General features: G+C 39.5%; 22 protein-coding genes, 1 riboswitch and 1 other annotated feature. Of the genes, 1 reads left to right on the top strand and 21 read right to left on the bottom strand.

All coding sequences use genetic code 11. The features are described from left to right. Positions 1-142: 142 nt before the first annotated feature. The 12 genes from thiD to IQ283_RS21975 all read right to left on the bottom strand — a co-directional run bounded on the left by thiD (position 143) and on the right by IQ283_RS21975 (position 12,287). On the bottom strand, positions 143-955 hold the full coding sequence (gene thiD, locus IQ283_RS21920) for a bifunctional hydroxymethylpyrimidine kinase/phosphomethylpyrimidine kinase (protein WP_194222154.1): 813 nt from the start codon (positions 953-955) through the stop codon (positions 143-145). A 16-nt stretch (positions 956-971) separates the two neighbouring features. Then, positions 972-2,063: a glycine oxidase ThiO gene (gene thiO, locus IQ283_RS21925; protein WP_322098509.1), complete on the bottom strand. Its 1,092-nt coding sequence runs from the start codon at positions 2,061-2,063 to the stop codon at positions 972-974. A 16-nt stretch (positions 2,064-2,079) separates the two neighbouring features. Further along, complete coding sequence (locus IQ283_RS21930; RefSeq protein WP_194222155.1) at positions 2,080-2,844, bottom strand: thiazole synthase; 765 nt, start codon at positions 2,842-2,844, stop codon at positions 2,080-2,082. Between the two features lie 4 nt (positions 2,845-2,848). After that, positions 2,849-3,046 (bottom strand): sulfur carrier protein ThiS, encoded by a 198-nt coding sequence (thiS, locus tag IQ283_RS21935; protein ID WP_194222156.1) that lies wholly within the window; start codon positions 3,044-3,046, stop codon positions 2,849-2,851. After that, positions 3,043-3,678, bottom strand: a complete 636-nt coding sequence (gene thiE, locus IQ283_RS21940) for a thiamine phosphate synthase (protein WP_194222157.1) — start codon at positions 3,676-3,678, stop codon at positions 3,043-3,045. The genes thiS and thiE overlap by 4 nt, the downstream gene beginning before the upstream one ends. Positions 3,679-3,890: 212 nt before the next feature. Then, positions 3,891-4,007, bottom strand: a riboswitch (TPP riboswitch). Between the two features lie 55 nt (positions 4,008-4,062). Continuing rightward, positions 4,063-5,250, bottom strand: coding sequence for a M14 family metallopeptidase (locus IQ283_RS21945; RefSeq protein WP_194222158.1), 1,188 nt, complete (start codon positions 5,248-5,250; stop codon positions 4,063-4,065). A 166-nt stretch (positions 5,251-5,416) separates the two neighbouring features. Continuing rightward, on the bottom strand, positions 5,417-7,291 hold the full coding sequence (locus tag IQ283_RS21950; protein WP_194222159.1) for an LTA synthase family protein: 1,875 nt from the start codon (positions 7,289-7,291) through the stop codon (positions 5,417-5,419). Between the two features lie 293 nt (positions 7,292-7,584). After that, entirely contained in the window at positions 7,585-8,556 is a 972-nt protein-coding gene (locus tag IQ283_RS21955) for an ROK family glucokinase (RefSeq protein WP_194222160.1), read from the bottom strand. A 27-nt stretch (positions 8,557-8,583) separates the two neighbouring features. Further along, the gene (gene nfsA, locus IQ283_RS21960) at positions 8,584-9,333 is read right to left on the bottom strand and encodes an oxygen-insensitive NADPH nitroreductase (protein ID WP_194222161.1); all 750 of its coding nucleotides are present in this window, start codon (positions 9,331-9,333) and stop codon (positions 8,584-8,586) included. Beyond that, positions 9,330-9,530: a YqgQ family protein gene (locus tag IQ283_RS21965; protein ID WP_194222162.1), complete on the bottom strand. Its 201-nt coding sequence runs from the start codon at positions 9,528-9,530 to the stop codon at positions 9,330-9,332. Before IQ283_RS21965 ends, nfsA begins: the two co-directional genes overlap by 4 nt. A 133-nt stretch (positions 9,531-9,663) precedes the next feature. Next, entirely contained in the window at positions 9,664-11,127 is a 1,464-nt protein-coding gene (locus tag IQ283_RS21970) for a spore germination protein (RefSeq protein WP_194222163.1), read from the bottom strand. 107 nt (positions 11,128-11,234) lie between these two features. Next, positions 11,235-12,287, bottom strand: coding sequence for a M42 family metallopeptidase (locus IQ283_RS21975; protein ID WP_194222164.1), 1,053 nt, complete (start codon positions 12,285-12,287; stop codon positions 11,235-11,237). A 113-nt stretch (positions 12,288-12,400) separates the two neighbouring features. On the opposite strand from IQ283_RS21975, the gene IQ283_RS21980 reads away from it, so the two are divergent. Next, positions 12,401-13,306 carry a hypothetical protein gene (locus tag IQ283_RS21980; protein WP_194222165.1) on the top strand — a complete coding sequence of 302 codons (906 nt, stop codon included), beginning with the start codon at positions 12,401-12,403 and terminating at the stop codon, positions 13,304-13,306. 8 nt (positions 13,307-13,314) lie between these two features. On the opposite strand, the gene IQ283_RS21985 is transcribed toward IQ283_RS21980, so the two are convergent. From IQ283_RS21985 to IQ283_RS22025, 9 genes are all read right to left on the bottom strand, one after another. Further along, complete coding sequence (locus IQ283_RS21985; RefSeq protein WP_194222166.1) at positions 13,315-14,022, bottom strand: HAD family hydrolase; 708 nt, start codon at positions 14,020-14,022, stop codon at positions 13,315-13,317. A 220-nt stretch (positions 14,023-14,242) separates the two neighbouring features. Continuing rightward, the gene (locus IQ283_RS21990; protein WP_194222167.1) at positions 14,243-14,416 is read right to left on the bottom strand and encodes a hypothetical protein; all 174 of its coding nucleotides are present in this window, start codon (positions 14,414-14,416) and stop codon (positions 14,243-14,245) included. A gap of 54 nt (positions 14,417-14,470) precedes the next feature. Further along, positions 14,471-15,856: a Na+/H+ antiporter NhaC gene (gene nhaC / locus IQ283_RS21995; RefSeq protein WP_194222168.1), complete on the bottom strand. Its 1,386-nt coding sequence runs from the start codon at positions 15,854-15,856 to the stop codon at positions 14,471-14,473. Positions 15,857-15,942: 86 nt separating this feature from the next. Beyond that, positions 15,943-16,141 (bottom strand) — a binding site (T-box leader). 112 nt (positions 16,142-16,253) lie between these two features. Beyond that, positions 16,254-17,273 carry a ThiF family adenylyltransferase gene (locus tag IQ283_RS22000; RefSeq protein WP_194222169.1) on the bottom strand — a complete coding sequence of 340 codons (1,020 nt, stop codon included), beginning with the start codon at positions 17,271-17,273 and terminating at the stop codon, positions 16,254-16,256. Then, entirely contained in the window at positions 17,274-17,870 is a 597-nt protein-coding gene (gene mobA / locus IQ283_RS22005) for a molybdenum cofactor guanylyltransferase (protein WP_242057443.1), read from the bottom strand. Next, complete coding sequence (locus IQ283_RS22010) at positions 17,867-18,637, bottom strand: DUF92 domain-containing protein (protein WP_194222171.1); 771 nt, start codon at positions 18,635-18,637, stop codon at positions 17,867-17,869. Before IQ283_RS22010 ends, mobA begins: the two co-directional genes overlap by 4 nt. After that, complete coding sequence (locus tag IQ283_RS22015; RefSeq protein WP_194222172.1) at positions 18,634-19,200, bottom strand: 5-formyltetrahydrofolate cyclo-ligase; 567 nt, start codon at positions 19,198-19,200, stop codon at positions 18,634-18,636. The genes IQ283_RS22010 and IQ283_RS22015 overlap by 4 nt, the downstream gene beginning before the upstream one ends. A gap of 78 nt (positions 19,201-19,278) precedes the next feature. Continuing rightward, on the bottom strand, positions 19,279-19,428 hold the full coding sequence (gene rpmG / locus IQ283_RS22020; RefSeq protein ID WP_048308894.1) for a 50S ribosomal protein L33: 150 nt from the start codon (positions 19,426-19,428) through the stop codon (positions 19,279-19,281). Positions 19,429-19,504: 76 nt separating this feature from the next. Next, positions 19,505-21,487, bottom strand: a complete 1,983-nt coding sequence (locus tag IQ283_RS22025) for a glycoside hydrolase family 15 protein (RefSeq protein ID WP_194222173.1) — start codon at positions 21,485-21,487, stop codon at positions 19,505-19,507. Positions 21,488-21,522: the final 35 nt, after the last annotated feature.

Genomic DNA, 21,522 nt, shown 5'->3' on the forward strand with positions numbered 1-21,522 from the left:
TCCTTACTGTAAATTAACACCATTATTCTATCATGCATTGATGACCTATGATACGAAAGTGCCTTTCGTGTATAGCTTATGTATTTTCGACCTTCTCATCCTAAAAGACAACCCCAAATAAAAAACTCTGCGCAGTGCAGAGCTATTGTTTCATTCCACTTATTAGCTTTTGCCTATGCGCAGAGTGGTTCGTAGGTCCAATTCCATTACCTATAGAAAGAGAATTCGCAATGGCTGCTGTAATAAATTCTTTTGCAGTTGAGACCGCCTCTTGTATTGTTCGTCCTTTCGCAAGCTCTGCAGCGATGCAAGCAGAGAAGGTACATCCCGTTCCATGAGTATGTTTTGTATCAATTCGTTTAGACTCATAGTGATAAAAACGTTGGTTCGCATACAAAACATCTATAGAAGTTTCTCCATCCATATGTCCGCCTTTAACAAGGACAGCCTTTGCACCAAAGTCCTGTAATGCCGCTGCAGCTTCTTCCATTTCTCGAACTGAAGTAATTGAGTCGCCACCTAATAACTCCGAAGCTTCAGGAATATTTGGTGTAATAATAGTACCAAGAGGAATGAGTTCTTCCTTCATGGCACGAATCGCCTCTTTTTGAAGGAGTGATGCTCCTCCCTTTGCAATCATAACAGGATCAATCACAAGGTTTGGCACCTGGTATTCTCTTATCTTCTTAGCAACGCCCAAAATAATATCACTAGAGAAAAGCATACCAGTTTTCACAGCATCTGTTCCAATATCCGATAGCACAGCATCTAACTGAGATTGAACCGCTTCTATAGATTGGGGATAAACATTGTGAACCCCTAGAGTATTTTGCGCTGTAAGTGCCGTTATGGCACTCATCCCAAACACCTCACGCTCTTGAAATGTTTTTAAATCGGCCTGAATACCAGCTCCTCCCCCACTATCAGATCCAGCTATCGTAAGTGCTTTACGCATAAAACTCACTCCTTCATTATATAACCTGGAAACGATCAGGTCGAAATTGACCGAGCCCTATTTCACTAACACTTCCATCGATTTCATCAGCTACAATCTTTGCTGTAACAGGACTAAGTAAGATTCCGTTCCGATAATGACCAGTGGCTAAAATAACCTTAGGTTTATGATCTAGCTTTCCGATAATAGGAAAGCCATCTTGAGTAGCAGGTCTTAACCCCGCCCACTTATGAAATGGATTTTTCTGCTGTAAGGCAGGCATCACTTGCTTACTCCATTTCTCAAGTCTTCCTACACCATGTTCCGTAACAGCTGTATCAAAACCAGCGATGTCCTCCGAAGCACCAGCAACCACTGATCCATTTGCTTTCGCTACAAGATAGCCTTGACTTGTAAAAATAATGTGATTGAGAGATGGGGCTTCATATGCGCAAATTTGTCCTCGTATTGGATAAATTGGCAACGTCAAACCAAGTGCTTCCTCCCAGTACATAGACCATGCTCCTGCAGCAAGAACAACTCGATCGCTTGCGATCCGTTGACCTTTTACCACAACGTTATTCTCTTCAAACGTCGCCTCTCCCGCATTCTCTATCACCCGAACACCTAACTTGCGACAAGCATCTAAAAGTGCTGAGACGTAGCCAGGAGCATAAATATGTGACTCTTCTGGACACCATAATGCTGCAACAACATCTTGAGAAAGGCCTGGCTCTTTCTCTCTTACTTCGTCAGCATTTAATATTGTAGATTCGACGTTAAACTTACGTTGCCAGGCCTGCTTTGTCTCAAGAGACAGCCGATCAGCCTCATGATAGATACAATAAAGACTGCCGCTCTCGCTATATTCAAAATCAACATCTGAATTCTGTTTGATTTCTTCCTGCCATTTCGGGAAAAGCTTTAAACTATTTTGGCAAAGCCTGAAAAAATCATCTGGATCTTCTTCAATTTCCGAATAAGGCGCAAGCATGCCTGCAGCTGCACCTGAAGCTTGCCCCCCACACTTATGAGCTTCTACTACAGTCGTTTCATGTCCCCTCGTACGGCATTCATAGGCAATGGAGAGACCAATCACTCCGCCTCCTACAATCGTAATGTTAGCCATGATCGCCCTCCTTCTATTAATTTCGTACTGGACTACTTGCAGTGGCGTACTTCTTTTTAGGAATTCTTCCTGCAACGTAAGACAATCTTCCTGCTCTAATAGCCAACTTAACTGACTCAGCCATCATGACAGGGTTTCTCGCTTTCGCTATGGCTGTATTAAGGAGGACTCCATCTGCCCCAAGCTCCATCGCTTGTGTTACATCAGATGCATGTCCAAGACCCGCATCGACTATGACTGGTACCTTCAGTTGTTCTGTAATTAGTTCAATATTGTATGGATTTAAGATGCCGAGACCAGTTCCAATAGGAGATCCACCTGGCATGACTGCCGCTGCACCTGCTTCTTGTAGTCGATAGCAAAGTGCTGGATCATCAGAAGTATACGGTAAAACAACAAAACCTTCTTTAGCAAGAACCTCTGTAGCTTTCAAAGTTTCCACCGGATCAGGGATTAGCATTTTTTCATCACGACTAACTTCGATTTTTATCCAATCACTTAAGCCAGATGCTTTTGCTAAACGAGCGATGCGAATGGCTTCTTCAGCAGTCGTAGCTCCGGAAGTATTGGGCAAATAGTGAAATGATTGATTCTCGATGTGCTGTAAAATCGCATCTTCATTTGGTGCAGTAAGATTCACTCTTCGAATAGCAAATGTGAGAACTTCTGCTTCAGAAGCTTCAATTGCTTTATTTTGAACATATGGATTTGGATATCTTCCCGTGCCAAGAAACAATCGTGAAGAAAGTTCTTTACCGGCTATTGTTAATTTATCATTCATTCGGTCAACCCCCTCCTACAAAGTGGACAAGTTCGATTTTCATTCCTTCTTTTACTTCTGTATCGATCCATTCCGAGCGATCAATAATTGTTCCATTAACTTCAGTGACAACCAACCCTTCTTGCAAGCCAAAATGAGTAACAACTTCTTTCAATGTTGCCACTTCTAAATCATGCTGCTCTCCATTAACTAGTAATGTCACTTGGGAATCACCTCTTTTTGAATGGATTGAATAAATGCTTCGCACGTGCCTTTAATATCGGCACTACCAACTACTTCACTAATGACACATACTCTAGAAGCACCTGAATGGAGGACGTCCGAAACATTATGCAATTTGATGCCGCCGATGGCTACAAACGGAATAGATATTTCTGCTGCAACTTCTTTGAGATAGTCAGTTGTTACTGGATCAACAACATCGCTTTTGCTATTTGTAGGAAAGACTGGCCCAGCCCCAATGTAATCAGCACCACGCTGCTCTGCTTCACGCGCTTCTTCGATTCGATGTGTGGAGATACCTATGATCTTATTAGGTCCAACAATCTTCCTTGCTACCTCTAAAGGTAAATCATCCTGACCGAGATGAATGCCATCAGCATCAACGGCTAGCGCAATATCAATGTAATCATTCACAATAAAGGGAACTTCATATTTTTGTGTTAGCTCCTTTAATCTCAAAGCTTTTTCTAGTACAACCTTTTTAGAATTCGTCTTATCACGCAATTGAATAATATCAGCACCACCTTGTATCCCTTGCTCCATTACCTCAACTAGGTCTCGATCAGGGTGGAATTCTTCCCCTGTAATGACGTATAATTTAAAATCCTTCATTATTTACCTCCTCTAATACTTTTAACCTTAAGCCTATGTTAACGAGCTTTGTTGATTTTCGGCTCAATTACGCTCTGTGATAACCAATCGCTTCGAGCTAAAAATCGAGAATCAAGAGTATAAGCTACCACCGTAAACACTTAAAAACGATTAACATAAAACACACTAAAAAACCCCATTCCGCGTAAGGAATGGGGGTAGTAATACGTAATCAATACTGCTACCGACTTCCCTACGCTGGTATCAACCAGATCAGGTTCAAGGGTAAAAGAAATGACGGTTTCTTTTTCTCAGCCTTCCCTTACATGAAGGCACCCCTAGTCTTTGGAATTATGAAATTAAGTTTATTATGACAAAGAAGTGATTAAAAAACAAGCCACTAACCTACATATACAGAGAAGAAAGGAAAATCCCTAATGTATCTTGGTAAATAGTGTTGAAATCAGAAGTAGGCAAAGGACTTTCCCCTTTTCCAATTTCTACGGTAAAACCCGGTCTTCTAAAGTCTTGAATAAACCAATCCTTGTATCCAGCGAAACTATCAACATAGCGAACTGCTCGATAACCGCTCAGTCGCGAAAATTCTCTCACCAAGATTTCTGACTCAGGAGGTTCAAGTCCTTCGAAACCCCAAAAGATCACTTCACCTTGAGAATGAAATGCTAGCGCACGATCAAATTTCTTTCTTCTCGTCAGGTCTGCGATCGCTATTGCTTCTGGCTCTGTAAGCGGTGCTTTTCCCGGGTAATTTCTTGGAGAAGGTTTTGTTGGTTTTCGTTCAGCTTCTATTTCCCATTTAGCAGGATACTGATTGTTTAAATCAACTCCCCTAATGTTCGCCTTCCATCTGTTAAATTGTTCACTTCCATTATTAATTTGATCCGCCAATGAGCGGTAAGGTTCTTCTTCAGGTAATCCATTAATGACAAGATCCACTCCATCTGGGTTTACCATGGGTACAAGAGAGAGAGAAGTCGTTTCATATAGAGATGGGAGGTAAACACCGCTCAATCTCTGACTATTCGTCAATTCACGAGAATAATCATCTACAAATTTCATAATGAGAGTTGAGGTTAACCATTCATTAGCATGAAATGCTCCATTCATATGAACTTTTTTCTTTCCTGTTCCCACTACTAGTTCTGGGATTGGCTTTTCCATGACAGATTCGCCAATGATGGATCGTTTAATAAATGGATAAACAGCAAGTATTTTTCGAATATCATTAACAAGGGTTTGATAATCGTAATTTTGATTTGGGTTAATGAGTGACCACGTTACACGAATCGGTATATTCACTTTTTCTCCTGGTTGTAACGAAAAAGGATTCGAATCGTTTAGCAAAAGAACACCATCTAGGGGTGTTCCGTACCATCCTGCTATTTTCCATAATGTATCTCCTGGCTTAATGGTATAACTTTTCGTGACAAACCCAGGGATCTGAATTTGTTCTCCGACTATAAGTTGATCAGGATTCTCAAGATTATTACTATCTAATATTAATCGAAGTGGAATTTGAAACACTCGGCTATATTTCCAAAGGCTATCCCCACTCTTCACCCTAATTTTCATGTCATACCCTCCCACATTTCATATCCTTCTTACAATGATATGAAATAATGAGTGATGCATATGCTACATAATTAGGACATATTAGCCTTATTGCTCGCCTCAGAAAAAGTTCATTACAATACAAAAACCCCACCTAATATCCAAGGTGGGGTTTGCATCTTTCATGCTATTTTTCTATTTCTGTATTCTCTTGTTGCTCATCATGCTTGCCTAAGAAACGTAGAAGGTCTCCATAAACGATTTTATCTGAGTAGGCAAGATCAGTTTTTGCCTTCTCCATGTATGGTTCACAGGCCGATTTATCCGTTTCTTCTCCTGTTTCTTTGTCATAACAGACATTTTTAGTGTATAGATTATTTTCAGTAATGAAGCTTCCATCGCGAAGGATAGTGAAATTATCCTGTTCTTTTGCAAAAAGATCGTTACCAAATTTAATCATATCCTTCGTATCAATACCAAGCAGGTGCATAATTGTCGGCTTCAAATCAATTTGACCACCGACCTGTTCCATCACTTCCCCTTCTTGGCCAGGAATATGAACAACGAGCGGAACTTTTTGAAGCTCCGTGGATTCAAATGGTGTGATTTCTTTGCCTAAGAATTCTCCCATAGCTTTGTTATGGTTCTCAGAAATTCCATAGTGATCACCGTACATGACGAAGATCGAATCTTCATAAAGTCCTTCTTCTTTCATTCGCTCAAAGAATTTCTTTAGAGCTTCATCTTGATATCGAACCGTAGTGAAATATCTGTTAACAGTTCCATCATCTGAAGTCCACTCTGGAATATATTCATCCTCTGATTCAAGTGTAAAAGGAAAGTGGTTTGTTAATGTAATGTATTTAGCATAGTAAGGTTCCGGTAGCGTTTCTAAATATTTAATGGATTGATCAAAGAAATATTCATCTTTCAATCCCCATCCGATTGAATTATCAGGCGTTACTGTAAAATCATTAATGTCATAGAACTTATCGTATTTAAGGGAGTCATACATAACGTCACGGTTCCAGAAGCTTTTGTTATTCGCATGGAAGACAGCGTTATAGTATCCATTCTCACTTAATATTTCTGGAGATGCATTGTATTCGTTCCCTGAATGGGTAAAGAATACAGCTCCACTTGGAAGTCCATATAATGAATTCTCAAGAATAAATTCGGAGTCAGAAGTTTTACCCTGAGCTGTTTGATGATAGAAATTCGGGAAATAATAACTTTCATCTATAAGATCATTTAAGAAAGGCGTAATTTCTTCTCCATCCACTTCTTCATTCACTACAAAACTCTGTGTGGATTCTAACGATACAAGGATGATGTTTTTCCCTTCAGCTTCACCAAACATTTCAGGATCTGGCTCAACGTGGTTAGCTTTTACATAGTTTTCAATATCTACGATCTCACTGCCATCCGCAAATGCTCGCTGTGCTTTTGCTTTGGACTGAAGAACAGCGTCATAAACGTGGTAGTTATAAGTACCAATATATTTTATGAGCATTTCACGATCAAACGTACGAGTTAAAAGCTGCGGGCGTTCTGTTTCTGCAAGCCCAACATTAACAGCAAAAAGAGCTATAGCGCTAGCAAATACAATAGCAATTTCTTTCTTCTTAACCGTGTACGCCTTCGTTTTTCTTACGAAAAGGAAAACTGCCAGAATAATGATATCTACAAAGAGCAAGAAATCAAAACCGCTTACAAGTTCAGCAATACTATTACCGAGCTCTCCCATATTATTCGTTTGAAACAACAATGGTATTGTTATAAAATCAGTAAATTCACGGTAGTATACGACGTTTGCAAATAGAATAAATGAGCCAATAAAATTAATGACCAGTAGTACTCTGTTGCGATACTTTGGTGAGGCAAATAGGGCAAAACCGAGGAATAGCAATACAGAACTAAGTGGGTTTAGCAGTAATATAAACCCTTCCATTTTATTTTCAGGTTCAATGTTGAAAGCAAATTCGTACACCAAATACGTTTTTAACCACAGCATAAAGGCTACGATTAGGAAAAAAGAATACTTATTTTGTAGCTTTTTCATGTTTTCTTAGTACCTCCTTAGTTGAATATAAGGAAAAGCTACCATTACTTTCTACGACCATACATAATCGCTATGATAGTATGTTTTCGAAATTTAATCAACTAACTTTTGTCCTTATTTTAGTATTTCTTTCACAATTATTTTGATTCTGAGCTTCCTGTCTGTTAGTAATAACGAATGAAATGGACAAAAAGTTTCATTTGGGCAATTTTTTTACAAAAAAAAAGAAAAGATCGAACTTAACTGATCTTTTCTTCCCTTGTTATAGCAGGCTGAAACATGAAAAACCAGGACTATTTCATCAATTTCGTTTTTACGAGCCACGCTCCTCCTATTACGCCAGCATCATTGCCGAGTGTGGCAATTGCAAAATCCGCACCTTCTCTAACTCTTGGCAATGCATATTTTTCAAATTGTTTTTTTAAGGGGGTTAGAAGCGCTTCGCCTGCTTTTGATACGCCCCCACCTATTACAATTTTAGAAGGATTCAAAGAATTAGCCAGGTTCGCAATCGCAAGTCCTAGATGGAAAGATACATTATTCACTACTTCAACAGCATATGGATCCTCGGCTTCAGCGCCTTCAAAAATATCACGAGAAGTAATTTCATTCTTTTCTTGATAAATATGATATAGGACACTGTCCTGATGTGACATAAGTTTTTCCATCGCAATACGAACAACACCAGTCGCTGATGCTACTGTTTCAAGGCAGCCTGTTTTGCCACAATTGCATTGCGCTCCACCATCAGGGATGGATGTAATATGACCTATTTCCCCCGCCATGCCATTCGTTCCATGAATGATTGTTCCATTCGTAATAATGCCTCCGCCTACTCCAGTCCCAAGCGTGACGCATAGCAAATCACGTGCTCCATCACCTGCGCCACGCCACATTTCACCAAGAGCAGCAATGTTCGCATCGTTATCAATAATAACTGGTAACCCTGTTTCAACTTCAAGCTTGTCTTTTAAAGGAAAGTCTCGCCATCCAATGTTTACTGCGTGGTAAATAAATCCTGAATCCATTTCAATGAAACCTGGAGCTCCCATACCGATACCAGAAAACTTCTTTCTGCTAACGTTCATTTCTTCCATCTTATCATCAATAGCACGAGCTATATGAGTTGTGATATGACGACCAGCTTCCGATTTATCAGTAGGAATTTCCCATTTACTAATAATTTCACCATAAAAATCTAGGAATGAAAGCTTGATGGTTGTTCCACCTAAATCAACACCAATGAGCCATTTTTCTTCTTTCATCTTAATCCACCTTTCGCAAGTAACACTTTATTTCAGAGGAAAACCTTTCTTTTCAAGAAATTTCTTCATATACGTTCGAACAGGGGTCGCTAATTTATGTGCCATCATAGAAGTCCATCCTGCTGATCGTTGACCTCCCGTTCGATTCGTGTAATAACCTGAAATAACTTCATCATATTCGTTTAATCCTTCTTTAAATGCATTTGCATCCTGCTCATATTCATCAATATGATAGATGTTATTTAGAGGTAATCGTGGTTTTACATCTGGATCCTGATCGGGATATCCAACACAAAGACCAAATAAAGGAATAACAAATTGAGGAAGATTCAATACTTCACTCACTTTTTCAAGGTCGTTCCGAATGCCACCAATATAGCAAATACCTAGTCCCATTGACTCTGCTGCTATGCTGGCGTTTTGTGCAGCAAGCGCTGCATCTATTAATCCTACCATGAACTTTTCAGTTGTTTGCGTCGTTTCCGTTACATCTGTCCCATGCATTTCAGCTGTTGCGTGGTGACGATTGAAATCTGCACAAAAAACAAAGAAGTGACCATTCTTTTCAACATAACTTTGCCCACCAGCTAATTCAGCAAGCTGCTTTTTCTTTTCTTTGTCTTCCACACCAATGATCGAATAAGCTTGTATGTAGCTTGAAGTTGAAGCGGATTGCGCTGCTTTTACTAACGTATGAATTTGCTCTTCCGTTAATGGCTTATCTTTAAATGCTCTAATTGAGCGGTGAGCAAGCATCGTTTCAATTGTCTGATTCATGTTTTGTCCATCTCCTTGCTAATTTCATTTCTTATGATCATTCTGGCGACGAGGTAATCCTCTTTCTCGAGAATTTTCATATCGTATAACTCTTGGATCTCACCTTCCATTAGTTCAAGATCTCCAAGTCGAGTTCCAGTATAAACAATCATGCCATATTGCTTTAAAAGCTGCTGTATATCATAAAATGTTTTCATTTTCTTCACCATTGTTCATTATAGCAATCCCTAGCGCCAAAAAAAATAATTACGCACAAAAAGACCACATTCCCGTTTAAGAAATGTGGTCTCTGCTTTACATTTGTAAATAAGCCATTGCTAATAGTCTATATTAACGATCTGGATCTTTAGGATGTAATACCGTAGGCCTGCGATTTTTAAGTGGCATAGGTGATCTGAAAATAACATCTCGAAATGCTCGATAAGAAAACGGGATAAACGGCCATAGATAAGGAATATGAAACGATTTTGTACGAATTAAAAGCATTATCCAGAGTGTAAATCCTCCAACAAATCCAACTACGCCAAAAGCTGCGGTCAAAACGAGCAGTAAGAGACGAAAAAGTCGATTGGCAAGACTTAATTCATAGGATGGTGTTGCGAATGTCCCCATTGCTGCAAGGGCCAAATATAAAATGACCTCATTAATAAACAGTCCTACCTCTACTGCTACTTGTCCAATCAAGATGGCTGATACAAGACCAAGCGCAGTCGCAAGGGAGGTTGGAGTATGAATGGTTGCCATCCTGAGTATATCAATCCCTATTTCTATAAGAAAAAATTGAACGAACAGAGGCAATGTTCCGTTTTGATCTACCCCAATAAACTGCATATTTGAACCGAGTAAACGTGGGTTTGTAGCAAATAAATACCATAGCGGCAAAATGAAAATTCCGATCCAAACGGCTATAAAACGAACAAGTCTCAAATATCCGCCAACAAGCGGCTTTTGCCTGTACTCTTCAGCATGTTGCAGATGATGCCAGAAAGTAGTAGGTGTAATAAGCACACTGGGCGATCCATCTACAAAGATCAATACATGACCTTCATAAAGGTGAATAGCTGCTGTATCGGGACGCTCTGTGTACCTCACAAGAGGATAAGGATTTAAATGTCTTCCACAAATAAATTCTTCAATTGTCTTTTCGCCCATCGGTAAGCCATCTGTATCAATGTTACTAACAGAATCCTTAATTCTATTTACGATTTCAGGATCAGCAATATCTTCAATATAACTAATACAAATGTCTGTTTTGGACCTTCTACCTACTTGCATATATTCCATTCTTAACGTTTTATCTCTCACTCTTCTTCTCGTTAGTGATGTATTGAATACGATCGTTTCTACAAAGCCATCTCTCGCGCCCCTTGTTACACGCTCCAAATCTGGTTCCTGTGGTCCTCTGACCGGGTACGTTCTTGCATCGATCATAATAACTTCGCTCATACCTTCTACAACAAGGGCAGTTGGACCAGCAAGCACTAAATCCATTACAACATCAAGATCTTTTTGTCGATCAATTTCAACGTATGGGATATGTACTTTCATGAGCTTCTCAAGTGGATCAGGATCAAGTTGGGAAGGTTCAAGTCTTGATAGTAACTTCATAAGATAGTGAAGAATATCATCTTTGACAAAACCATCGATTAAAAACATCGCCATTTTTCTACCTGCGTAATCAAGATCTAGCTGAATAACATCAAAACTTTTACCAACACCTAATTCTTTATGAAGGAAATCGATATTTTCCTCAAATGAACGACTAACGGGATGAATGATCTTTTTTTGAGACATAGTTCCCCCTCCTCCCTTCCATCATTCACCATTCTTACATTTTGCATACCTCATTGGAAAATTGGGCATAGAAAAACCAGCCTTTTAAGAAAGGCTGGTTATCTCATTCAATCGATCATTTCCGATAAGAGGTACTGATAAATTAAATGTGCTGTATGAAGCATTGAATCCTGATGTGTTCGCTCATATGCGTGGGAAGCATCAATACCAGGACCAATAAGCGCATGACGAACATCCACTCCTGCCCGAATGGCAGCTGATGCATCTGACCCATAATAAGGATAAATGTCGAGTTTATACTCAATCTTATTTTCCTCTGCAAGCTTCACAAGATGTTTACGTAAGCGATAATGATATGGACCGCTTGAATCTTTGGCACAGATCGAAACCGTATATTCATCAGAAGTTTGTCCATCTCCAAGTGCTCCCATATCCACAGCTATGTATTCAATGGTTTGATCAGGGATATTGGAATTACCACCATAACCAATTTCTTCATTATTCGAAATTAGAAAATGCGTCGTATGTGGAAGCCTGATGTTGTTTTCTTTTAGTTTCTTAATGTTTGCAAGAAGAAGAGCTACACTAGCTTTATCATCCAAATGGCGTGATTTGATAAATCCAGAATCGGTAATTTGTACACGAGGGTCAAAAGAAATAAAGTCACCAACACTCACTCCCAATTTCATGACATCTTCAGGATTAAAGACCCGCTCATCAAGACGCACTTCCATGTTCTGTTCGTCTCGTTTGACCTCCCCATTGTTTTTATAAACATGAACAGAGGTTTGGTGTAAAAGAATCGTTCCAGTAAAACGCTTGCCATCTCCGGTGATAATCTCACAGTACTCACCTTCAATTGCATTAAATCGAAAACCACCAATTAAAGATAAGCGCAGGCGACCATCACTCTTAATTTCTTTCACCATCGCTCCCAATGTATCAACATGAGCTGTTAACATCCGTTGACGCGACGAATCTGCCCCTTCAATAGTAGCAATGAGTCCACCCTTATTATTTCGTTTTGTCTCTACTCCAAGCTCTTGCATTCTCCCCTCAACCCAACTAATGACTTCATCAGTGTAACCAGATGGGCTTGGAATACTAACTAATTCTTTCGTAGTTTGTAGAAGTTCTTCTGCATGAAATAAATCACTCATTGATTTCATCCTCTCAAATTGAATTAATTGGAAAAGCAAACGAATCCTTCTTCATATTTCAGTTAACTATCACATACATATGATGACAAGCTTACTCATTTGGAGGTATCGGGATGATCAAAAGAATTCACTACGTTATCATGCTAGGTATGATTGGTTTTTTTGCGCTCATCCTTGTTAACACTAGTAGTAATCCTGTTAGGGAATCATTTACGTATTTCCCACCTGATCCAGAAGTCACATTTGATTCAGCAAGCACATCTCTTACTATTCTAACGCAGGACGATGAAGATGAATACACATTGGATTGGAAGACAGAATCAAGTCTTTCTGAAGTGGCTTACCTTCGTCAAGATTTATCATTTCTCTATGAAGAAGGTCGCCTGATTGATTCCATGTCAATTTGGAAAGAAAATACGGCTACACTTCGTCAAAAAAAAGAATCTACAAGTGAAGATAGCGGACATTATGAAGCGATTACCTACCATTATGGAGAAATCCATTACCCTAATGATGTAATTAAAAGTGCCCAGCAATTGAGTTATGACCAACTTTACGTCATTGACTCTCCGATGACACCACTTGAATCTTTTAAAGAGGCTTCAAGTGAAGAAGAAAAAGAGTGGCAATACATTCTCGATCATGCCATGGATCAACAAGCCCAGTTGGTTTTCAAAGCTATGGTAACAGAATATAATCTTCATCCTGAAGACTATTATATTTTCCCGCTAACCTCGTTAGATCAATATCAACAGCGAACGCTCCCAGGACTATCTCAGAAACAGACTGCTGATACGATCGGAGGTATTTGGGAAGGTCTATACAAAAACTATTTCCTTGGCATAATTCCTCCGAATGGCCCGACAGAATCACCTATTGGCAGTACAATTCCAATCATATTGCTTCATAAACATTCACCATATTTACTCATCCTATTCCAAACGAAAAGTGGAAAGAACATTGAGCTTATTCAATACCTTAACGAGCCTATATTAGAGCCACAAGATACAGAAGAATAAAGAAAGTATTAATTGATTAATACATTCTTCAGTTCTTCATAAGTCAATATTTCTGGAATATCTTTCCTAATTGAGTGGTCAACAGCTTCATTCCTGGAATTAAAATATATTGCATCAAAGCCTGCTTCTATAGCAGGCTTAATGTCATGATCCCACGTATCCCCTATGTAAAGATAATGCCCCATACTTCCAAGAACATATTGAAATATGTCAACGTCTGGCTTTTCAATCCCTACAGTTTCTGAAATGTAAATATTCTCATGAGGGATCCATTGAAGCAATTGAAGAGCATTAATTTTTGCTAGCTGTGTTTCCTGCCCACCATTTGTAATAATGCCTAGCTCTATTCCACTATCCCTCAAAGTAGATAGAATAGAGGAAACCCCGTCATATAATTCAGCGAAGGAGGCAACTTTAGATTGATATTCTCTTTGGAACTCTAACGCTTCCTCCTCAGAGCAAGTTAAGTTAAAATAGTCATTCGTTTTACAAAATCGCTTCACCTGGTACCGTTCTCTTGACCATCTACCTTCTTCATAGGCATTCCAATATTGATCGCAATTAGATTTGAATACATTAAACCACTGCTCAACTGAAACAGATGTACTTTTATTTAGCAACATTTTTTCTGCACAATGCAAAATGGTTTTTTTAAAGGCCTTTTCATGATCATAAAGAGTGTTATCTAAATCAAAGTAGATGTGTGTCCACTTCATATAAAGCTCCCCCAGTCTCCGGTTAATCAAACTATTCCTTATTGTCTTCCCCCTATTCTAACCTTTTCAATTTTTAGAAGAAAGCTTTGTTAGCTTATATTGTTGATTCTCGACTTTTGCCTCATTCGAGTGGTCATCACAGAGCATAAATGAGCCAAAATCAACTGCGTGCATTAACATACCCTAGAACAAAGAAAAACCTCCACCGGTGAGGTAGAGGTTAAGATAGAAAAGAGCTAAAAAGTTTGTTACGTAAACCTGGAAATTTCAACGAATTTCCGACGACAAAGCGCCTTATCACCGCGACGCCTAGCAGCCCATTTAATAATCGGTATCGGTATTCATACAACACGACTACTAAAGATAATAGAACAAGAACCTTCGTTATTTTCATCATTCTCCTCCTGAAACTGTACTATATCTCTACTGTTTGCAGGTAATGACGTTTTTATCCATGATTCACAGAGGGGTCTTCACCTAATTTCTTATTATTCCAATAGCCCAAAATCACAGTAAATAATGGTGATAGCCATAGAAAGACTGCAAACGGAAGATAGCTTAACACCGATACCCCTAACGTTTCTGCAAAAAAGGCTCCCGATACTCCCCATGGAATTAACGGATTAATGAGCGTCCCAGCGTCTTCTAATGTACGGGAAAGATATTTCCGATCCACGCCTGCTTTATCATAAAACGGCTCAAACGTTTGACCAGGAAGAAGAATTGACAAATACTGCTCACCTGTTAACAAATTCACTCCAATTGCAGATGTGGCTGTGGCAGAAATTAAATGACCTCGCTTATTTAGAAGCTTTGTTAACCCGCTCATGAGGGATTGAATGATTCCCATCACTTGCAGAACGCCACCAAGTGCTAATGCTAAAATAATCAGTGAGACGCTCCACATCATTGATTGAAGGCCACCTCTATTTACGATTCCATTTACAAGATCACTTGATGTATCACTCGCAAAACCATTTTGCATCGTTCCAAGAATTGAACCAGCTGAATACACGCCTTGCGTTAACATTGATACGATAATTCCCGCAAGAAGCCCGGCAAACAAAGTGACTAGAACAGGCACTCTTCTTACAGCAAGAACGAGCACGATAACAGGAGGAATTAATGTCCAGAGCGATATATTAAACTCGCTTTGCAAAACCGACATAGCTTTGTTCAAATCCTCCGGGTTAACGGAAGTAGATAAATTTTTACTCATCATAAAAAAGAAGATCACTGCTACGACAATGGCTGGAATCGTAGTCTGTGTCATATGTCGAATATGAGTGAACAGATCTACTTTTGCAACAGCAGGAGCAAAGTTGGTCGTATCAGAGAGGGGAGACATTTTGTCTCCGAAGCATGCACCTGAAATAACAGCTCCAGCCGCCAAAGCCGGGTTAACACCCATTGCTGCTCCTATTCCCATCATCGCTACGCCAATGGTACCGATTGTAGTAAATGAACTGCCTGTAAAGCTTGAAACGATAATGGTCACGATCAATGCACTGATGAGAAACCACTCAGGCTGGATGAACTGAAGCCCTCCATATAACAATGTTGGCACCGTACCACTCTGCATCCATACGGCGATCATCATTCCTACTACAAAAAGAATGAGAATTGGCTTTAAGCCCGTAGTTATACTCTGCAGTAAAGCCTTCTCTATTTCTTCCCACTTCATACCAAGAATTAATCCCAAAATCCCCATTCCTACTACGCCAGCAAGAAGAGGAATATGCGGTTCTACCTTTAAGCCAATAATACTAAACAACATCCAGCTCATTAATAGCGCAATCACAACAAGCGCTATTGGAAATGATATTTTTTTCATTTTCTTTCTCTCCCTTGATCTATGTTCTCTCACCGATTAGTTTTGCTCTATCTGTATTTTTCCATTAAAAAAAGCCCTTCAATAATTGAAGGGACGAAATTTTTTCGCGGTACCACCCTTATTGACAGTAATAACTGCCCACTTATATCCTCAATATCGGGAGGATCACCCGTACCTAGCTCCTCAAATGTAATTTCACTCCTAGACGCCCTAGTTTTCACCAACCACCAGGTCTCTTCGACTGCTTATCTAGAGAAGCTACTTTTTCTGAATCTTCGCTTTTGTACTTTTATGCTTTTGTGCGTTTAAGTAACATCGTTATTCTATAATTGAATATGAGCGATGTCAAGGATAAGAGTTAAGATGTCAAAAAGCACCAGCCTAAGGCTGATGCTTTTTACATGCCAATATATCTTGAATAGAGTGCTTTTGCTCTTCCACTATCTTCTGTTCCTTGAATAAGTACCCTTCCATCTGGAAATAACACTAGTCTTTCCCCTTCCTCAAGTTGCGCTTTAAGTAAGAAAGGAGTTTTCTTAACTGTTGTTGTTTTTTCTAGCTTTGATGCCCATTCTTTTAAATCAAAATGACTTTCAAGCTGTATCTGAATCGTTTCTCTTCCACATAGAGAGGTGATATCCTGCTTAGCTCCCGCTTTTAATGATGGATATTCGTTTGTTTGGCATGTTGGACAACCTTCTTTAGGCGAAGAAAATTTCATCGCATAACTATGATTATGCCAAATATCCATTGTCATTAGGCTGCGATGAAGCTTCTCATGGTCTCCCGCTATATATTTCATAATCTCCGTCACTTGATACGATGCGATAATATCAACGATAGGAGAAATAACCCCGATCGTGTCACACGTTTCACCAGTCGTTCCTTCGCCACCCTGAATAAAGCAACGAAGGCAAGGCGTTTCACCAGGAACAAATAGTGCTGTCATTCCCCTTGAACTTACCGCCCCACCATATACAAAAGGAATATTCATTTTAAAACAAGCATCATTTAAAAGAAAACGTGTGGAAAAGTTATCGGTCCCGTCCATAACAAAGTCCACTTCTTCCATAAGGTCACTTACGTTACTTGCATTAACATCCGCTATGATCGCTTCGATTTCAACTGAGGAATTCATTTTTTCTAGTTTCTTTTTGGCTGCAATTGTTTTTGGTAACGCTGCCGAAACATCCTCTTCGTCAAATAGCATTTGTCTTTGAAGATTGCTCTTCTCAACATAATCACGATCGACAATTCTTACATGACCGAAGCCCGCTCGCACAAGATGATTGGCAATCGCTGTCCCTAGTGCACCCATTCCTACAACAAGAGCCCGTGATTGACTGAAATTCTTTTGGCCTTCTTCGCCTATAGGAGAAAACAGCATTTGTCTTGAATACCTTTTAAAGTCATCCATTTAATCTCTCTCCTTTTGAACAAATTTATATTCTTCTTTTGTATTTACATTTAAAAACTGCTTTTTCAGTTCTTCAACTTTTATATATTGGGCATTAATTAATTCAAAAAGATCATTCATTTTTCTTTTTCCTGATAAAAGAAGCTCTTCGATAATGGATTGACAGGAAGAATGATAGATAGCACAGAGTGGCTGGCTTCTTCCTGAGCTCACCGGTATGACGGCCATTGCTTCTGGATGTTTGATCATTTCTTCAATTAGTGTAGAAAATAGACCATCTGTTACGAACGGCATATCACAAGCGACCGTTAGATAAAGATCACCATTCGTTTGAGTCATCCCAGAATAAAGACCTGCTAGCGGTCCCATCCCTACAAATTTTTCCTCATCTCTTATCACTCTTATATCTTCTGATGTGCTCATGCTAAACTGCTCTAATAAATCTCTATTTGTTACGATAATGGATTCATTTACAACAGGGTGAAGTTGATTCAGTACCACTTCATAAAAAGGCTTGCCGTGATAAGTGGCAAATGCTTTTGGGGATCCAAACCTTCTGGACTCCCCTCCTGCTAGCAATGTACCTATTATTTTCATAACCACCATGCACCTCCCACAAGAGCGCCAATCATAGACGAGGCGAAATTGACCACGTCATTATTAAATCCTTTTATACCGCTGATTTTGACTGTCCTATTTCCACAATGTATATGGCGTTCGGTTTTTGAACCACATTTCTGACATTTTAATTCTTCTTGCAAGGTTGCTCCAATCAGCGTATCGCTTAAACAGCCGACAAATCCTGCGACCGTAACAATAACTAACCCTAGAAAAGATAAGTCAAAAACAAGTGAACCAACTCCTCCAATTAAACCAGCTCCGAGCAAAGACGCCAATATACCTGGCATACTAATAGCTCCAGAAGTGCCTGCCGGAACGAATTTCATCGTTATTATATGAAGGGGGCGTCGCTTTGAGAGAACGCCAAGTTCAGATGCCCAGGTATCAGAATTAGAAGTGGCAATCGCACTTAGAAAAATAAACAGCCATACATCCCCAGGGAATAAAAGCATCATTATTCCAGCGAAAGCAGCAACCCCACCATTTGCAAGAACTTGATACTGATCTCTCGAAGCGCCCTTTTCAACAATTTGTTCCACGCCATCTTTTAACTGCGCTTTATACTTACTCCATATAGTAGAAGTTAAAAAAAAGATACCAAGAAGCAAGAGCCCTTTCCAGCCAAAACCTAGTGCGATCGCGCACCCAACACCTGTGGCGGCTATTGCTCCATTTCTCGAAAGTGCATGAACTTTATATCCTAAAATACCTGTTATAGCACTTAAAAAAGCGTAAATGATCATTTTACGTTAACAAGCTGTTCATTAGTAATGATGGCTTCCACAGGTACGTCAAAAGATTCGGTTGGCACCTTTTCAACGACTTGAAATTGATAGGCAAGGGATACGGTTGAGTTTGAATAGTGTTGCAAATATCGATCATAGAAACCGCCACCAAATCCAATCCTAAAGCCATTAAGATCAAAAATGAGACCAGGAACAAGCAAAAGATTTATTTCTTCTGGGGGACACACTACTGTTTTATCGGGGCGAGGTTCTTCCAACCCAAAATAAACGCTTTCTAGCTGATCCCACTCTGTTAAGTAGCGAAAAGTCATCTGCTTCGTCTTCGGATTGCACTTCGGGACTGCTACTCTCTTTCCATCAGTCCAAGCTTTTTCTATAATTTTCTTCGTATTTATTTCACCTTTCATTGCCACGGTTAATCCGATCGTTTCAGCCTTTTTGAATGGTTCATATGTATAAAGACGTTCACGTATTTGTTCATCAAGCAATATTTTCTCATCAGCACTAATTTCTTTTAATTTCACTTTCATGTTTGTTCGCCATTCATGTTTTGATTGCATCATCATTCCTCCTACTTTTCTCTTCTATTAGTTTACGAGAAAATGTGCAAATAAAAAAGCAGTAGGATATCCTACTGCTTACTTTGTTTCGCGATGTAACGTCTGCTTTTTAAGTCTTGGGCTGTATTTTTTAAGTTCAAGACGATCAGGGTTAGTACGTTTGTTCTTCGTCGTGATGTAGTTACGATCGCCTGTTTCAGTGCAAGCCAATGTAATTTGTACGCGCATGAATATCCCTCCAAATCCTATCAAACTGTTCATTTAACAACATACTTCATTATGATAACAAACATATCTCATTCAATCAAGTTGTTTTTGTTGAAGAAAGTGACTCATATTTCTCAAGATAATCCTTCACCACATCTACGTACGTTGCATGCGACCAGGTTAAGGGTGCTACAGATAGTGGTTTACCCGTGTAAGGATGAACCTGTTCTGGTAGTATACCACTTGTGAGGGCCTGCTTAAATACCCAATCAATATGATTCTTCGCATCGCGAAGTTGTTCAATCGTTTGAGCACTAGAAATTTTCCATTTGGCGATCCATAGAGTACAAATAACCCACGGATTCCCTGGTACTTCTTCTACATTTTGTGATTGTTGAAAATAATAATCACTAACATAACGTGCTACACCGCCTATACTTGTTTTGACAGACAGGCGTTTTTCAATTTCTTCCATTGTACGAACGACCCTTGGATCATCTGCAGGGAACACTCCAAAAGCAAATAGACCAAACAAACTGCTTTCTATTGTATAATCCTTCGTTATCTCTCCAGTCTCACAATTGCGGTACAACCCCCGAATAAAGCAGGAACGGGTCTTATCATATAAATGTGTCTCAATTCCTTTTTTGATCCGCTGTGCCCCTTCAAAATAGCTATCAGCGCGGTCATCTTCACCAAATAGCCTTGCAAACGAATGAGCTGCCATCAAACCTCCATAGCAAGCTGAAGCTGTAAAGCTAAAAATTCCAAATCGCTCTTCCCAAAGATCGTAAGAAGGAAGTGGTAAATCTAGCGCTTCATCCATAAATTGCAACAAGAACTTAGCTCCTGGCCGTACTAAGAACTTATAGAGCGATTGAGCAAATTCAATATCTCCTGTCGATTGATAATGCTCCCAAAAAGCCCAGAGAACAAGAGCAGTTTCATCTTCTTGTATTGGAAGCTGAGATTGCTTTAAACGATCCACATAGGGATGCCAGCTCGATCCTACAGAGCCATCAGGATTGTATTTGTGATGTAAATACCCTTCTTTTGAAAGAAGCTCTGCACAGCAGCGATAGAAGTTCGCCACCATTCCATGGTAACCTGCTTTTGACATCGCTGAAGCAATGAGCGCGCCATCTCTTGGCCACATATAACTATAATGGTCTCGATTGTAATGCAAAATGTCTGAATCATTCGCCGCAATAATCGTTCCATTTTGGTTGGTTTGCGTTCGAACAATTAATAAGCTTCTTTTATAAAGTGAAAGAATGTCCGATCCTAAGTCTGTCTCAGGTAACACCGACTTATTCACCCAACGGTTCCAGTACATCCGAATTTTTTCAACAGTCAATTGTGTTCCAATCTCACTTACATACTCATGAATACTACTAACTTCTTCCTTCGTTCTTCCAACTGTCATCCAATAATAGGCTACTTTCTCACTGTTAGGTTCCAGCTTCGTTTCCAAAGAAAATGTGCTATCTACTGATCCCTGTGCGATGGGATTCACATGTAAGTGGCCGTCTTCAGCATCGCGCCACGTACCTTCAGCAGCCTGGAATCGTTTCACACCAGAAGTATACTGTTTAATCCCCGCCCCATCTATTTCACCATTAAAAAGAAAATATCGATATCGTTTGTAATGAATCATCGACTTAGTATCCGGACAATAATAAGCTGTATCGCCTACTTCAGTTTCATAAATATTCAGATCTTGATGAAAAAAAATCCTAACGTCACGTCTTTGACCTTCAAGGTTATGAATCGTAATCTTACGAATCATCAGCATCTCACGCTGATGGACCCCCTCTTCAAACACAAGCTTAAGTCCGAGATGAGGATGGACAGCCGTACTATATGTTACCAGCGTGTCTTGATCATAATTAGGCTGAATCTCCCATTCAGATGAATGTAACCATGAAAATTTCCCATCTACCCAAACCCCTATACGATTTGCATGACCTTGAACGTGATTTTGCTGCCCAACATACGGATAATAAATATCTCGTATTTGAAGAAACTGGTCCATATTTATAAGCAATTGTCCATTTCCTATTACTAAGTGTCTTGGCATTTTGCTACCTCCTATCCATCTCCTACACTAGTTTA

The organism is Pseudalkalibacillus hwajinpoensis, assembly GCF_015234585.1.
In the GTDB taxonomy this organism is placed as follows: Bacteria; Bacillota; Bacilli; order Bacillales; family Guptibacillaceae; genus Guptibacillus; species Guptibacillus hwajinpoensis_B.